The 16,208-nt window shown below is 61.9% G+C and carries 11 protein-coding genes; 1 reads left to right on the forward strand and 10 read right to left on the reverse strand.

Annotation, left to right across the window (positions count from 1 at the left end; all coding sequences use genetic code 11):
* The 10 genes from ABF757_RS08865 to ABF757_RS08910 all read right to left on the reverse strand — a co-directional run.
* Positions 1-1,500, reverse strand: a 1,500-nt coding sequence (locus ABF757_RS08865) for an efflux transporter outer membrane subunit (RefSeq protein ID WP_415481869.1), incomplete at its 3' end; no start/stop codon positions are given.
* Positions 1,501-1,561: 61 nt separating this feature from the next.
* Positions 1,562-4,708: an efflux RND transporter permease subunit gene (locus tag ABF757_RS08870; protein ID WP_415481856.1), complete on the reverse strand. Its 3,147-nt coding sequence runs from the start codon at positions 4,706-4,708 to the stop codon at positions 1,562-1,564.
* Between the two features lie 5 nt (positions 4,709-4,713).
* Positions 4,714-5,910: an efflux RND transporter periplasmic adaptor subunit gene (locus ABF757_RS08875; protein ID WP_415481870.1), complete on the reverse strand. Its 1,197-nt coding sequence runs from the start codon at positions 5,908-5,910 to the stop codon at positions 4,714-4,716.
* A 353-nt stretch (positions 5,911-6,263) separates the two neighbouring features.
* On the reverse strand, positions 6,264-7,433 hold the full coding sequence (gene rodA, locus ABF757_RS08880) for a rod shape-determining protein RodA (RefSeq protein ID WP_415481857.1): 1,170 nt from the start codon (positions 7,431-7,433) through the stop codon (positions 6,264-6,266).
* Positions 7,426-9,348 carry a penicillin-binding protein 2 gene (mrdA, locus tag ABF757_RS08885; protein ID WP_415481858.1) on the reverse strand — a complete coding sequence of 641 codons (1,923 nt, stop codon included), beginning with the start codon at positions 9,346-9,348 and terminating at the stop codon, positions 7,426-7,428. Before mrdA ends, rodA begins: the two co-directional genes overlap by 8 nt.
* 19 nt (positions 9,349-9,367) lie before the next feature.
* Positions 9,368-9,922 carry a rod shape-determining protein MreD gene (locus tag ABF757_RS08890; RefSeq protein ID WP_415481859.1) on the reverse strand — a complete coding sequence of 185 codons (555 nt, stop codon included), beginning with the start codon at positions 9,920-9,922 and terminating at the stop codon, positions 9,368-9,370.
* A gap of 5 nt (positions 9,923-9,927) precedes the next feature.
* Positions 9,928-10,845, reverse strand: coding sequence for a rod shape-determining protein MreC (gene mreC / locus ABF757_RS08895; protein WP_025860345.1), 918 nt, complete (start codon positions 10,843-10,845; stop codon positions 9,928-9,930).
* 81 nt (positions 10,846-10,926) lie between these two features.
* Positions 10,927-11,973, reverse strand: a complete 1,047-nt coding sequence (locus ABF757_RS08900; protein WP_025860346.1) for a rod shape-determining protein — start codon at positions 11,971-11,973, stop codon at positions 10,927-10,929.
* A gap of 277 nt (positions 11,974-12,250) precedes the next feature.
* Positions 12,251-13,840, reverse strand: coding sequence for a 2-isopropylmalate synthase (locus ABF757_RS08905; RefSeq protein WP_025860347.1), 1,590 nt, complete (start codon positions 13,838-13,840; stop codon positions 12,251-12,253).
* A gap of 357 nt (positions 13,841-14,197) precedes the next feature.
* Complete coding sequence (locus ABF757_RS08910) at positions 14,198-15,235, reverse strand: COX15/CtaA family protein (protein WP_415481871.1); 1,038 nt, start codon at positions 15,233-15,235, stop codon at positions 14,198-14,200.
* A 159-nt stretch (positions 15,236-15,394) separates the two neighbouring features.
* Between ABF757_RS08910 and ABF757_RS08915 the strand changes: the two genes are divergently transcribed.
* On the forward strand, positions 15,395-16,099 hold the full coding sequence (locus tag ABF757_RS08915) for a TVP38/TMEM64 family protein (protein WP_415481860.1): 705 nt from the start codon (positions 15,395-15,397) through the stop codon (positions 16,097-16,099).
* Positions 16,100-16,208 lie beyond the last annotated feature (109 nt).

Below are 16,208 nucleotides of genomic sequence, written 5' to 3' on the forward strand. Positions count from 1 at the left end.
CGTTGCCTGCGTTGCCTGCGTTGCCTGCGTTGCCTGCGTTGCCTGCGTTGCCTGCTGGCCGGGCTGGGGGGCAGAATGTTCGCGCCAGCCACCACCCAGTGAGCGATAGATGGTTACAAGGTTCTGGTATTTGGAAACCGCGACCATGATCTGCATGCTCTGCGCCTGCAGGTAAGAGCGCTGCGAGTCCAGCGTGGTCAGATAGGAATCCGAGCCCGCATCAAAGCGCATTTTTGCCAGACGGTAGGCATCGCCTGATGAGACCACCAGCGCATCGGCCTGTTCGGCTTCATCCAGATAGGCCTTGCGGGCCGCCAGAGCATCCGCCACTTCGCGGAAAGCGCTCTGCACGGTTTTCTCGTAGGAGGCAATCTTCTGATCACGCCGCGACTTGGCCTGTTTCAGGTTGCCGCTGTTCTGCCCCCAGGTCCACAGAGGGATCTGCAACGAAGGGTTTAGCCCCCATGTCGTGGCAGCCCCGGTAAACAGACGGTGGAACTGAAGGCTGGACACGCCATCGGTAGCGGTCAGGGTGATACGCGGGAAAAAGGCAGCGCGTGCCGCCCCGATATCAGCCTGTGCGGAGAGCAGATCATGCTCGGCCCCGACAACATCGGGCCTGCGGGCCAGAAGGTCGGATGGCAGGCCTGCGGGAATATCCGCCACCAGTGTCTGCTGCCCCAGAGGCCGGGGCGGCGGCAGGTCGGCTGGAATGGGCGCGCCAATGAGCAGGGTGATCAGGTTTTCGTCCTGCTCGACCCGGCGCTGGGAATCAGCCCGCAGGGCCGCACTTTCCTGCACCTGCGTTTCAGCTTGCCGGACTGTCAGCAGGTCGGCTTCGCCATGCTGGTATTCGGCCCGGATCAGCGTCAGTGTCTGCTGCTGGGTAGCCAGTGTCTGTTCAGATACAGCCAGCGTGTCGTGGTCGCCCAGCCAGGTGATATAGGCCATAGCCACCTGAGCAACGATGCTGATCAGCATGCCGCGCAGGTTTTCCTGTTCATAGAGCGCGTGTTCCGCCGCTTCCCGCGAGAGGGAGCGGATACGCCCGAACAGATCGATTTCGTAAGACGAGAAACCGATACCGCCCTGATAGTATTTGAAAACATGGCCGCCGCCATAGCTTTCACCACCTTTTCCCTGATCAAGGCCCGGTGCGAAGCTCAGACCTGCCGCGCTGGACGGAGCCTGATAGATAGGCCCGCCCGATGCGGAAATGGCAGGGAACAGCCCGGCGTGCTGCACGTCGTACTGTCCCTGAGCCTCGGTAATGCTTGCCGCCGCCGAGCGCAGGTCACGGTTTTCGCGCAGGGCAATGGCGATAAGCCCCTGAAGGCGCGGATCGGTAAAGAAGTCCCGCCAGCCGATATCGGTGGCAGTCTGTTCAAGCTGCCTGTCTCCGGTGGTCTGGTAGGCAGGCCATGTCTTGGCAAGCGGCGGCTGGGGCCGCTTGTAGTTCGGGATCATGGTGCAGGCTGTCAGGGCCTGCGTTGCAGCCATACCCAGCAATACGGAACGCAGCCGGGCAGAGCGACGGAAAGATGCAAAAAATGCCATGGTTTTAGTCATGTCCGGTTGCGGGCGGTGTGGGTTCGGTGTGTTCGTTCATGCGCTTGACCTTGAACAGACGCAGGATGGTCACGAAGAACACGGGCACGAAGTAAACGGCCAGAAGTGTTGCCGTGGCCATACCCCCCACGACCGCCGTGCCGATGGCCTGCCGCGAGGACGATCCGGCCCCGCTGGCGATGGCCAGCGGGAACACGCCCACCACAAACGCGATGGAGGTCATAAGGATCGGGCGCAGGCGCTCCTGTGCCGCTATCAGCACGCTCTCTTCCAACGAGTTGCCTTTTTCAAAGCCAGCCTTGGCGAATTCCACGATCAGAATGGCGTTCTTGACGGCCAGACCCACGGTTGTGAGCAGCCCGACCTGAAAATACACATCGTTGTTCATGGAACGCCCGAGGGTGGCGGCAATGGCCCCCAGAACCCCGAGCGGGATCACCATCATGACCGAAAGCGGAATGGCCCAGCTTTCATACAGTGCCGCAAGGCACAGCAGGATGACGATACCTGCCAGAGCATAAAGCGGACCGGTGGAGGAGCCAGATGCGGCTTCTTCAAACGAGAGGCCGGTCCATTCATAGCTTATGCCCGTAGGCAGCTTGGCCAGAATGCCCTTGATGGCGTCCATGGCGTCGCCCGAACTGTGGCCCGCCGAAGGCTGCCCCAGAATTTCATAGGCGTTGTAGCCGTCATAGTTTTCCACCTTCTGCGGGCCGCTGATCCAGTGACCGCTGATAAAGGCATTAAGCGGCGCCATGGTGTTGGTGTTGGTACGGATGTACCATTTGTTCAGGTCCTGCGGCAGCATGCGGGCGTCTGCGGTGCCCTGAATATAGACCTGTTTAACGCGGTCATTACGGGTGAACTGGTTGATGTAGATCGAGCCCAGAGCCCCTTCGATGGTGGTGTTGATATCGCTGATGGTAATACCCAGCGCATTAGCCTTTTCACGGTCGATATCCAGCATGTACTGGCCAGCATCTTCCATGCCGTTGGGGCGTACTGCCATCAGGCGCGGGTCCTGACTGGCAAGGCCCAGCACCATGTTACGGGCTTCAAGCAGCTTGGCATGACCAAGGTGACCACGGTCTTCCAGTTCAAGGTCAAAGCCGGTGGCATTGCCCAGTTCCAGCACGGCCGGGGGGTTGATGGCGAAAATCTGCGCACGCGGGTCGAACCAGAAATGCATCATGATCCGCATGGCGATAGCAGAGGAGGTCTGCGATGCCTTGGGGCGATCCTTCCAGTCCTTGAGGCGGATAAAGAATGCACCGGCACTCTGGCCCTGTCCGGCAAAGTTGAAGCCGTTCACGGCCAGCACGGACTCAACCAGATTCCCTTCGGTTTTGAGAATATAGTCCGTGATTTCGCGGTTCAGCTTTTCTGTTTCGCCGCGCGGGGTGTTGGGCGGCATTGTGACCTGACCGAAGATCAGGCCCTGATCTTCATCAGGTAGGAACCCGCTGGGCAGGCGTGAGAACAGATAGACAGCACCGGCCGAAATCAGGGCAAACGCCAGAAGCGAGAGCAGTTCGCGCCGGATCATGAAACGCACACCCCGCAGGTAGCTCTGCGTCATGCGTTCGAAGTTACGGTTGAACCAGCCGGGCAGGCCGGTGGTTTTTTCATGGCTGCCGGGTTTGAGCATGGTTGCGCACAGGGCCGGGGTCAGCACCATGGCCACCAGAACCGACAGCCACATGGCTGCAACGATCGTGATGGAGAACTGGCGGTAGATAACCCCGACAGACCCGGCAAAAGCGGCCATGGGCAGGAACACGGCGGTCAGCACCAACACAATGCCAACCAGCGCGCCCGAAATCTCGTCCATGGAGACACGCGCGGCCTCCGCGGGCGAGAGTTTCTGTGTGGTCATGATGCGTTCGACGTTTTCCACCACCACGATGGCGTCATCCACCAGCAGGCCCACCGCCAGCACCATGGCCAGCATGGTCAGGGTGTTGATGGAGTAGCCCATGATGTTCAGCAGACCGAAGGTGCCCAGCAGCACCACCGGCACCGCAATGGTGGGGATAAGGGTTGCCCGGAAGTTCTGCAGGAACACCAGCATGACCAGAAACACGAGGGCGATAGCCTCAAGCAGGGTCACGACCACGTCTTCGATGGACAGGGTGATGAAGGGTTCCGTATCCAGCGGGTAAACGGTTTTCAGGCCCGGCGGATAGAATTTTTCCAGTTCATGAATCTGCGCACGCACGGCGGCTTCGGTCGAGAGCTGGTTGGCCCCCGGCGCGAGCTTGAGCGCCATGGCGGTGGCAGGTTTGTTATTATAGTACGAGGCGATGTTGTAGGTCTGCGGACCCAGTTCCACGCTACCGATATCGCTGATCACCACCTGTGAGCCATCCGGCTGCACCTTGAGCAGGATTTTCGCGAATTCCTCGGCCTTGGTCAGACGGGTCGGGCCGATGATGGTGGCATCGAGGTGGACATTCTTTTTGGCGGGCAGGCCGCCCAGTTCACCCGAGGAAACCTGGATGTTCTGTGTCTGAATGGCCGAGACAACATCGGACATGGTCAGGCCGTAATTGAACATCTTGTCCGGGTTGAGCCAGATACGCATCGCGTATTCGGAACCGAACAGCGTATGGTCGCCCACGCCGGTGACGCGGCTGAGTGGATCGGAAATGTTCGAGGCTACGTAATCGGCAATATCATCGCCCGTCATGCTGCCATCGGTGGAAATAAAGCCCACCACCAGCATGAAGTTCTTCACCGCCTTGGTAATGCTCAGACCCTGCGCCGTCACTTCCTGCGGGAGCTTAGGCTGGGCGAGCTGCAGCTTGTTCTGCACCTGCACCTGCGCGATGTCGGGGTCTGTCCCCTGCGCGAAGGTCAGGTCGATTTCCATCTGCCCCGATGCGTAGGACTGCGAAGAAATATATTCCAGATGGTCAAGCCCGAACATCTGCTGAAGGATCGGGCGCACGACGGTATCGTTCACCGTATCGGCTGAAGCGCCGGGATAGGTGACGGTAATGGCAATCTGCGGCGGCGCAATGGAGGGGTATTGCGCGATCGGCAGCTTGAAAATGGACAGCCCGCCCACCAGCATGATGATAAGGCTGATAACCCATGCGAAAATGGGCCTGTCGATGAAAAATCTTGAAAGAGACATGGGTTTTATTGCCCGTTCTTATCCGCGGCGGGGGAGGCGGGCGTTGTGCCGGCGCCGGTCTGTTCGGTGGGCGTGTCGTGGGGAGCCACTTTCATGCCGGGGCGGATTTTCTGCAGGCCGCTGGTTACTACCCGGTCCCCGCTGGCAAGGCCGGACAGAACGACCCATGAGCCGCCCATGGCCTGCCCCAGAGAAATCTGGCGCAGCGAGACGGTGTTATCCGCCGCTACAATCCACACCTGCGGATCACCATGGGTGTTGCGGCTGACGGCTGCCTGCGGCACCAGCAGGGCGTTGGGGTCTGTGCCTTCGTCAAGCTGGGCGTGCACATACATGCCCGGCAGCAACATCTTGTCGGGGTTGGGCATGATGGCACGCACGATCACGGTGGAGGTCGAGGTGTTGACGTTGACTTCCGCCAGCGCCATGCGGCCGGTTTGATTGAAAGTCGAGCCATCTTCCATGGTAACGGTAACCGGCACCTTGCCATCGGCCTGCGGCTTGATGCGGCCATCGGCCAGCTCGCGGCGCAGGCGCAGCAGGGTGATGGCGGGCAGGTTCACGTCAACATAAATCGGGTCAAGGCGGGTGATCACCGCCAGATTCTGGGTCTGGTTGGCCGTAACCAGCGCACCCACGGTGGTGAGCGTACGGCCGATCCGCCCGGCAATTGGCGCATACATCTTGGTATAGCCCAGATCGACCTGAGCACTGTCCACCTGCCCGCGTGCGGTCATGACCTGACCCAGTGCTTCTTTTTCAGCGGCAACGGCGTCGTCATAATCCTGACTACTCACGGCGTGGGCGCGCACCAGATCACGGTAGCGGCGGGCCTTGGCCGAGGCCGTGACGGCGCGGGCCTGTGCCTGTTCAAGCTGGCCCTGCGCGCTGACATACGTGGCTTTGTAGCGTGAGGCATCGACCTGATAGAGCTGCTGGCCCAAGGGGATGTCCGCACCTTCCACAAACATGCGTTTTTCGATTACGCCGGTTACCTGCGGGCGCACCTCTGCAATTTCAAAGGCATTGGTACGGCCGGGCAGGCTGGTGTGGATATCAACGGCACTGGGGTGGACTGTTATGACATCCACAGCCTGAGGCGGCATCTGGCCCGCGTTTGAGTTTTCGCGTTTGCAGGCGCTCAACGCCAGTAGGGCGGTGGCCGCAAGCAGGGTCGTGCGGGTGGGAAGAGTGCGGGTAATCACCGTGGTTATGGCCCTGTGTTTCCGGCGGTCGGCGGAGGGCGTGGCCCTGTCGCGTTCTGTACCGGGTTATTGTTCATGCGATACAGGCCCGGCCCGCTCAGGGAGGCCTGACCGGGCTGGGCTTTAGTTTTGTCAGAGTAGTCTTTTGCGCGCTCGCATGGCCTGATCCCGCGCAGGGGAAACAACCGGCTGGCGCCGGGGAACAGGCAGATGGGAGGCGGAAAGGACCGCATAAGGGAAATGGTACTAAATATTACCTTTAGAGAGCAACGTAAAAGTCACCCTTATCCCTGTCAAGTGAAAGCTCATGAGGCCCCGGCCGTGCAGTCTGGTGCCGGAGGGCCCTACCATTACGCTTCGGGGCGGGTCAGGTTTTCGCCAAAATGGCTATTGCGGTGTACCCATGTTGAAAGCAGTAAGCCAAAACCCAGCATGACATTGAGCATGGCCGACCCGCCATAAGAGACCAGCGGCAGCGGCACCCCGCCCACCGGAATGGCCCCCATGACCATGGACAGGTTAACCAGACAGTAGAAGAAAAAATTCATGCTGATGCCAAGCCCCACCAGCCGCCCAAAGCGGTTGCGGCTGCATATGGCCATGGTCATGCCGCCAAGGATCAGCAGCAGCAGCAGGCCCAGAACAACCGCCGCCCCCGCAAAACCCCATTCTTCCGCGATCATGGTAAAGATGAAATCGGTTTGTTTTTCAGGCAGGAAGTTGAGCTGCCCCTGCGAGCCGTGCAGGTAGCCCTGCCCCCACATGCCACCCGAACCCAGCGCGATTTTGGACTGGATGATGTTGTACCCCGCCCCTAGCGGATCGCTTTCGGGGTTCATAAAGGTGGTAATGCGCGCGCGCTGGTAGTCGTGCAGGTGGCTGTAGGCCAGTTTGAGGGCGTAGGGCACGGGCAGTGCCAGCAGCCCTATCAGCCATAGCCGCATGCCCGCAGCAAAAAACAGGCTTGCCCCCACCCCGCCGATAATGACGGCAGTGCCCAGATTGGGCTCCTTGAGCACCAGAGCGACAGGCACCAGCACCATCAGCGCAGGCGGCACCAGCCAGAGCGGATTGGCCATGCGTGCGTAACTGATGCGCGAAAACCAAGCAGCCAGTGCCAGCACGAGCGCGATCTTGGCGAATTCGGAGGGCTGCACCTGCATGCCGCCAATCATCAGCCAGCGTTCCGCTCCCTTGCCCACATGCCCCATGTGCAGCACCGCCGCCAGAAGCACCAGCGACAGCGCGTAAACAGGGGCCGCCGCCATGACAAGAATACGCGGCGGCAGCAAAGCCACGCAGATCATGAGTGCCAGACCAAGGGCAAAGCGGATGGCCTGCGGCATGGCAAAGGGGTAGGGCATGCCCCCCCCTGCGGAATACAGCGTGATATAGCCTACACCCGCCAACGTGCCGATCAGCAGCACATAAAGCCAGCTTATGCGCCACAGCTTGGCAAGAATCCGGAAGCTGGGCTCTGCCCGGAGTAGGCGTTTGTGAAAGCGCGCGTGCTTATTCAATGGTCGATCCCGCGTCGGCCACGTTTTCGGGGGGTGGCGTGGTGCGGTTGGCAGGGTCGCGCAGCAGGGTGTCACGCATGATGTCGCGCGCCAGCGGGGCGGCGGCATCGGCCCCGGTATTGCCGTGTTCGATCACAACGGCTGTGGCGTAGCGTGGTGCATCGTATGGCGCAAAGCAGATAAACAGCGCGTGCGGCCGGTATTCCCACGGCAGGTCGGCAGAATTGAAATGCCCGCTCTCGCGCAGCGCGCGCGAGACATGGCGCACCTGTGCCGAACCCGTCTTGCCCGCCATCAACATGCCCGGAAGGTCAAGCTGGGCCTTGGGGGCCGTGCCGTGCGGTTCGTTTACAACGGCGAACATGCCTTCTCGAACCGCCTTGAAGTAGGAATCGGGCATGTCCAGAGCGGGCCAGTGTTCGGGGTTGGCCTGCTCGCCAAGAGTGCCGTTGACGGCGCGGATCAGATGCGGGGATACGGCCCGGCCCGTGGCAATACGCGCCGTGTAGGTGGCAAGCTGGAGCGGCGTTACCTGCACAAAACCCTGACCGATCCCGCTGACGATGGTATCGCCCCCGTTCCAGTGGTGGTGGTGGGCCTTGCGCCATGCAGGGGTGGGAATAAGCCCGTCACGGGTGTGGGGCAGTTCGATGTCCAGCGGCACACCCAGGCCGAGCTGGTTGGCGGTCTGGGCAATATGGTCCATGCCCACGCGGCGGGCGATTTCATAGAAATAGACATCGCACGAATATTTAAGCGCATCGTGCATGTCCACCGAGCCATGCCCCCAGCGTGACCAGCAGTGAAAGCGCGTGCCGCCTACGTCCAGATAGCCGGGGCAGAATACCCGGTCAGTGGGCGAGACCGAGCGTGCCTGCAAGGCCGCCATGGCCACGGCGGGCTTGAAGGTGGAGCCGGGCGGGTAAACCCCGGCCACCGCCTTGTTGATCAGGGGGGTGTGCTGGTTGTTGGTCCACTCGATCCACTGCGCGTGGCTGACCCCGCTATCGAACAGCGACGGGTCGAAGGAGGGTGTGCTGACCATGGCCAGCACCTCGCCATTATGGCAGTCCAGCACCACGGCGGAGGCCGTCTGGTCGCCGATATGGTTGAGCACTTTCTGTTGCAGGCCGCGGTCCAGCGTCAGGCAGACTTCATCGCCCGGCATGCCTTCCACGCGGTTGAGTTCGGACATCACGCGGCCGACGGCGTTGACTTCCATCTCCACCGAACCGGCGGTGCCGCGTAGCTGCTCGTCCTGATTCTGCTCGATACCCGCGCGGCCCACCCGCATGCCCGGCAGGGCCAGCAGGGTAGAATGCGCCACGTCCTGCTCGTTCGGCGGGGCGACATAGCCCACGATATGGGCCATCAGTTCCCCATCGGGGTAGACGCGCCGTGTGCCGACATCAATCAGCACGCCGGGTAGGGAAGGGGCGTTGAGTTCGATCCGCGCCATTTCATCCCATGAGAGGAAGTCGCGTAGCATGACAGGCACGAAGCGCCGCTGGTGGCGCATTTCGCGTGCAATGCGGCTGCGGTCGCGCTCATCAAGCGGGATAATAGCGGAAAAACGCTCTATGGTGCCTGCAACATCCGTCGTTTCCTCGGGCATGAGTAGCGCGCGCCAGTTTTCCTTGTTGCTGGCCAGAGGCAGGCCAAAACGATCGACAATGCGCCCGCGTGGCGGGGCAAGCAGGCGCTTGCTTACCCGGTTGCTGGCGGCCATGCGGGCGTAATGGTCACCATCGTTGATCTGTAGATTATAGAGCCGGTGCGCCAGTTCTCCCATGGCCCCAACCTGCACGGCCATGAACAGAAGCGCACGGCGGGTGAACACACCGCGCGCGGGGTCCTTCTGCTCACGCATGGGCATGAGCCTGCGGCTTTCGCGCTTGCGCCGCGTCAGACGCATAGCCCTGCCCCCCCAGCCATCAGGATGTGGGCTTTCCGTCCAGAATATGGAGGAACCATGAACTCACGGCGGACAGCAACGGGTAGATTCCTATGCACAGCAAAGCTTCAAAAAAGGCGGGTGCGGGATCGAGGGCATGCAGTCTGAACACACAGGCCAGCGCCCATTGTAATACAGATGCTGCTGCTCCTATCAGCCCGAATACGCCCCAGACCAATAAAAAATTAAGACGCATGAGACCAAAGCGGGTGTAGCTGGCCAAGCCATGCACCAGAAGCAGAATAAAGGCGCTCACACCCAGCGGCGTAAAGCCGATCAGGTCCATGAAAATGCCCAGAATAAAGACATTGAGCGCGGGCATGCCCGATGGCCGCCACAGCGACCAGAAAAAAACCGACCCGATCATGATGGGCGGCAGTAGTTCCGCCGCTCCCGGCAGCCCCAGCGGGGCCGAAAGCACGATAATGGCCAGCACGGCAATAAAGCTGGGCAGAAGGTGCCGGGCCGCACTGTCGAGTCGCTGCCCGAGTGTGTCCTGTGGTTCGGGTGAAGGGTCCCACTGCATGGGGGGCATGGCGCTTATCCTTCCTGACCGGGCGACAGGAGGGTTTTGAATGGCAGGGCCAGCGGCCGGTGCGAGGGGTGCGAGAGCGGTACATGGCCCGGCGCGCCCGGCGGTTCGATTTCAGCCTGACGGAAGTCGAACACGCGTAGCATGGTGAGCTGATTCAGTCGGGCGAAAGGCTGCACCACTGGCGTGCCGGGGTGGGTGTAATGCACGGTGCCAACCGGAATACCTGCGGGGAAAGCCCCGGCCTGATCGCCCGTAACCACACGCTCTCCCTCAAGCGGGCGGGTATCCTGCGGGTAGTAGAGCAGGCGTGGCGTGTCGCTGTTGTCGCCCATCATAATGGCCGGGGCATGGCTGGATTCGAGCATGACAGGCAGCCTGCTGGAAATATCGGTAATCAGCAGCACGCGGGCCGCATGGGGGCCGACTTCCGTTACACGCCCGGCAAGGCCGTTGGCGGCCAGCGCCACGTTGCCGGTCTGGATACCGCTTTGCAGCCCGGCCACCAGCAGCACGGCACGGGCGTAAATGCCCCCGCTATCGGCCACCACACGGCCCGTGACAAAAGATGGCGAGGGTTCGGGCACCCAGTGGAGTTCGGTTTTAAGGGAATCGTTTTCGCGTGCGAGGGAAACCGCGACGTCGTACCAACGGCGCAAGGTGGCGTTTTCCGCCTCAAGCCGGCTGTTTTCTTCGCTCAGATGGCGGGCCTGACGAATACCGTTGCTAATATCGGCCACACCCGCCCGTGCGTGAGAGACCATGTTCCACAACGGGGCCAGCGTGCCCGCAACGGCCATGCGGACTTTTTCGGTCGTGCGTTTTTCAACCTGCCCCGCAATCATGACCCCCACGGACAGAAGCAGCAACGCCGGTAATACCAGCTTGCCCAGAGCCTGCCTGACCTGAATGGAAACCGGGAGCATGGAAAACGGGGATCCCTGTCTTGTGGCTGTGGCCTTTCACCCTGACGCTGCATAACGCTGCCGCGCCGTTACGGGGTGAGGTCAGTACATGGTGGTCAGCACGTCGCGCAGGCGCTTCATTTCTTCCAGCGCGCGGCCGGTGCCCATGGCTACGCAGGACAGCGCATCTTCCGCCACGGTTACGGGCAGGCCCGTAGTCAGGCGCAGCACATCGGCCAAGCGGTACAGTAGCGCGCCGCCGCCGGTCAGAACAATGCCCTTGTCCACAATATCAGCCGCGAGTTCGGGCGGGGTGTTTTCAAGCGTGACGGTAACCGCATCAATAATCTGGCTGATGGGCTCCATCAGGCTTTCCGCGATCTGCGCCTGCGAAACCGGCACTTCACGCGGGACACCGTTGATGAGGTCGCGGCCTTTGACATCCTGCCACGGGCCCTGACCTTCGTTTTCCTCAGGGATCATGGCCGAACCGATGCTGATCTTGATCCGCTCAGCCGAGCTTTCGCCAATCAGCAGGTTATGGGCCCGGCGGATGTAGGAGATGATGGCTTCATCCATCTTGTCGCCACCCACACGCACCGAGCGCGCATACACGATCCCGCCCAGCGAGATGACGGCCACTTCCGTGGTGCCGCCGCCGATATCGACAATCATGCTGCCTGAAGGTTCGGTAACGGGCAGGCCCGCGCCAATGGCGGCGGCCATGGGTTCCTCGATCAGAAACACGCGGCGTGCGCCCGCACTTTCCGCACTTTCCTGAATGGCGCGGCGCTCGACGGCGGTGGAGCCGGAGGGCACGCAGACAATGATCTGCGGGCTGGCGAAAGCCCGGCGGTTATGCACCTTGCGGATGAAGTGCTTGATCATCTCGCCCGCGACATCAAAATCCGCGATCACGCCATCGCGCATGGGGCGGATAGCCGAAATGTTGCCCGGCGTACGCCCCACCATCAGCTTGGCTTCCTCACCCACGGCCAGAAGCTGTTTCTTGCCACGGGACTCGGCAATGGCCACGACGGACGGTTCGTTCAGGACAATGCCGCGCCCCTTGACGTAAACAAGGGTGTTGGCGGTACCCAGATCAATAGCCATGTCGGCGGACATAAGACCGAGCAGACGAGAAAACATCCAGGACTCCAGGTTCGGGCGCAGGGTGTGGGGCGCAACCACGAGCGTATCAGGCCGTTTACGGTTGCGCGGGAATAGTTCTGTTCCGATTACCGGTGCGAGGCGGCGCAGACAAGGGCGCAGGGCAGGGCGCATGCGAAAAAACCGGCACGGCGTGCAGCCTGTACCGGTTTTTTGACATAAACGCCTTCTTACTCCATCCGGGCAGGCTTTTTGGGCCGTGCGAGTCAGGGGCCTGAAGGCTCAGGCACCCGGTCGGGACAGATATGTGTAAAGGTCAGACGCTCAGGGCTTCAGGGGCCGTGCGTGCGCGCTTGACCAGCAGCTTGTTGAGCGCATGCACATAGGCCCGCACGGCAGAAACAACCGTATCGGCATCCGCACCCTGACCGTCCACCAGCTTGCCGGCTTCTTCCAGCCTTACGGTGGTGCGGGCCTGTGCATCCGTGCCTTCGGTTACGGCGGCAACCGAGAACAGCGCCAGACGCGCATCATGGGCAAAAGCCGCGCGCAGGGCGTTGAAGGCAGCATCCACCGGGCCGTTACCCGTGGCGCTGGCATGGGCGGGCTTGCCGTCCACCGTCAGGTCCAGTTCCACTTCGGAAGGCTGGCCGGAAATGGAGCGCAGGCTCAGGCTGACAAAGCGGATGTGATCATGGTCGCGCGCTTCGTCATCCACCAGGGCTACGATGTCGTCGTCGTAAACAACCTTCTTGCGGTCGGCCAGATCCTTGAAGCGCGCAAAGGCGTCGTTCAGGCGCTCGTCATCCATGTTGTCATAGCCCAGCGCCCGCAGCTTGTCGCGGAAGGCGGCCCGGCCGGAATGCTTGCCCATGACCAGTGCAGAACGGGTCCAGCCCACGCTTTCGGGGGTCATGATTTCGTAGGTGGCAGCGTTTTTCAGCACGCCATCCTGATGGATACCGCTTTCATGGGCAAAGGCGTTGCGCCCGACAATGGCCTTGTTGGGCTGCACGTCAAAGCTGGTGATGGTGGCCAGCATGCGCGACACCTTCAGCAGCCCGGTCGTGTTGATGCCGGTGGTGAAGGGGTACTGGTCGTTGCGGGTGCGCAGCGCCATCACGATTTCTTCCAGCGCCGCATTGCCCGCGCGTTCGCCAATACCGTTGATGGTGCATTCCACCTGCCGCGCACCACCCCGGATCGAGGCCAGCGTGTTGGCCACGGCCAGACCCAGATCGTTATGGTTATGCGCCGAGAAAATGACCTCATGCGCGCCGGGCACGCGTTCACGCAGCATGGAAAAGATTTTTTCCATGTCTTCTGGGGTAGCGTAGCCCACGGTATCGGGAATGTTGATGGTGGTGGCACCGGCCTTGATGGCGGCTTCCACACAGCGGCACAGGAAGTCCGGCTCGGTGCGCGAGCCGTCTTCGGCGGACCATTCCACGTCATCCGTCAGGTTACGGGCCGCGCGGTTGCCCGAGGTAATCAGGTCCAGAACCGTTTCGGGCTCCATGCGCAGCTTGTATTTCATGTGCAGCGGCGAAGTGGAGATGAAGTTGTGAATACGCTTGCGCTCGGCCGGGGCCAGTGCCTCGCCCGCGGCGGCAATGTCACGCGCACCGCCACTGCGCGCCAGTGCGCAGATAACCGCGCCCTTGGTGTTGCGCGCGATTTCGTTGACGGATTCAAAATCCCCTTTCGACGCCACGGGAAAACCGGCCTCGATCACATCCACGCCCAGAGTGGCCAGGGCTTCGGCCATGCGGAGCTTTTCCGCCAGATTCATGGAAAAGCCGGGAGACTGCTCACCATCGCGCAGGGTGGTGTCGAAAATAATGACGCGATCGGCGGTCATGCGACCAAAGGAAGGATGCGTGAAGCTGGTCTGATCAGCAGACATGATGTGTTCCTGATTTATCGTATCTGGTCTGGCGTGCAGGTTTGTATGATCCTGCGCTGCTTAGCCCGCGTGCGGGCACTCTTGCGGTTTTACCCCTGGGCGCGGCGGCGCGCAGCCACCCGGATCGCTCAGGGGCTGGTAAGTCGAAGGAGCAGATCCAGACGGAAGGGCACACGGCTCCGGCCCGCGCAGGCGCGGTCATTCCAGACTTCGGAGAAGGAGCGGTGGCGAATCATGTGGTCACAATACAGGGCCGCCCTGCAAACGCAACCATAAAACGCCCGGCTCTGTCCCGGCCCTGTATTGATACTTTCGCATTGCTGGCAGGGCTTCATGCCACCCCGTGCCTGTGCAGCCTCAGGCCCTGCGCAGGCTGTGCAGTACGAACAGCATCACACCCAGCAGCACGGCGGCAAAGGTCTGGTGCACCGCACCCGCCCAGACAGGCACCACCAGCAGCAGGGTGGTAACGCCCAGCGCATACTGGATCAGCACCGCCCAGCCCAGCAGGATCAGGCTGTTCTGTGCCCGGCGGCCCAGCCCGCGTGTGCGCAGCCCCACCAGCAGCACAGCGCCGATGGTCAGGGCGGTGAGCGTGGCCAGCAGCCGGTGGTCGAACTGCACCGCCGCCTTGTTTACAAACCAGTTGAGCCAGAAGGGCGAAAGCTGGGCGTAATCGGTCGGGATCAGGTGGCCGTCCATCAGCGGGAAGCTGTTGAACAGAAAGCCCGCATGCGTGCCAGCCGTAAAGCCGCCCGCAAGTATGGTGACACACAAAAGCCCTGTCGCGCAGAAAGCCAGCGCGCGCACAATGCGGGTATCGGGGGGGTGCCGCGTGGTTTCGGGCGTGGGCCAGCGAATGGAAAAGGCCGTCCACAATATGGCGGCATACAGGATCAGTGCGGCGCTCAGATGCAGCACCAGTCGGACAGGCTCAACCGCCGTGCTGTCGGGGCGAAAACCCGATGCCACCATGAACCAGCCGATAGCTCCCTGAAGCCCGCCGAGTATGAAGAACACGAACAGGCGTACCGCCAGTGCCCGCGTGATCATGCCGCGCAGCGTAAACCATAGCAGCGGCAGCAGCAGGGTCAGCCCCATCAGGCGGCCCCAGAAACGGTGAATCCATTCCGCCCAGAAAATTTTCTGGAACCCGGCCAGCCCGAACCCTTCATGCTGGAGGTGGTATTGCGGAATGGTTTGGTACAGCGCGAACAGCCTCTCCCATTCGGCATGGGACAGCGGGGGGATCATGCCGCTGACAGGCTGCCAGTCCATGATGGACAGGCCCGAACCCGTCAGCCGGGTAACACCGCCAATGGCGATCATGCCCAGCAGCATGAAGCACAGCACGAACAGCCAGCCCGAAACCAGACGGCGGCTGGCATCGGTCATGACACCGCGCGGGGTGGTTGGGGCTGTGTTCGCCGGTGGGGTCTGCTGTGCGGGCATGGTGTCTGGTTCCGTGGCTGGTGCAGGGGCTGCCGTGTTTGCTGTGCCGGGTTTACAGCCTGCTTGCGGGGGGCTGCAAGAAGATGGTAGCGGCACGGGGGTATGGAAGATATCCCGCCCCGCTCCATCCCCCCCGTGGCAAGCGCTCTGTGGCCGCTGGTTCGGCCGTTTGCGCGGCCTTTGCTCATGCTGGTTGTACTGGCGGCAGGGGCGGTGTGGCTGCGCCACGCCCCTTGGCTTGACCAGATGCTGCACGGTGCCGGCATGATCCGCGAAGGCGTGCGGGGGCGGCTGGTTTTTGTTGTGGGGGCGGGGGTGTGGTGCGCGTTTGGCCTGCCCCGGCAGGTGGCGGCTTTTGCGGCAGGGCTGGCCTATGGCGCGCTGGAAGGGCTGGCGCTGATAACCGTGGCCTCGGCTCTGGGCAGTGTGTGCGGCTTTTACTGGGCACGCTGGGCCGGGCAGGGCCGGGTGCTGCGCGCAGGCTCGGGCCGGTTGGGAGAGTCGCTCGCCCGGCTTGATGGCGTGCTGACGGCGCGGCCTTTCCTGAGTGTTCTGACCCTGCGCCTGCTGCCTGTCGGCTCTGCCTTGCTGCTTAATCTGCTCTGTGGGCTTTCAGGGATGGCCGTGGGGCCGTTCATGTTGGCTACGGTGCTGGGTGGTCTGCCACAGAACGCCATGGCGGCCCTGTTGGGGGCTGGGGCCGGTGTGGGGGCCGTGTGGCAATATGCTGCTGCGGCAGCACTGTTCGTGCTGTCCGGGGCGCTGGGGGTATGGCTGTGGCGTAACAGCCGCGTGGCAGCGCCCTGAACATGGTTTAACCCCGCCTGCCCGGCGTTTTCGGGCCGGAGGAAATACGCCCATGCGTTCGCGGGGCTTGACGGAATGACACACCGGCGCAAAGTCGGTGTTAAGACAG

Origin of the sequence: Acetobacter papayae (assembly GCF_047721125.1) — a bacterium.
GTDB classification, from domain to species: domain Bacteria; phylum Pseudomonadota; class Alphaproteobacteria; order Acetobacterales; family Acetobacteraceae; genus Acetobacter; species Acetobacter papayae.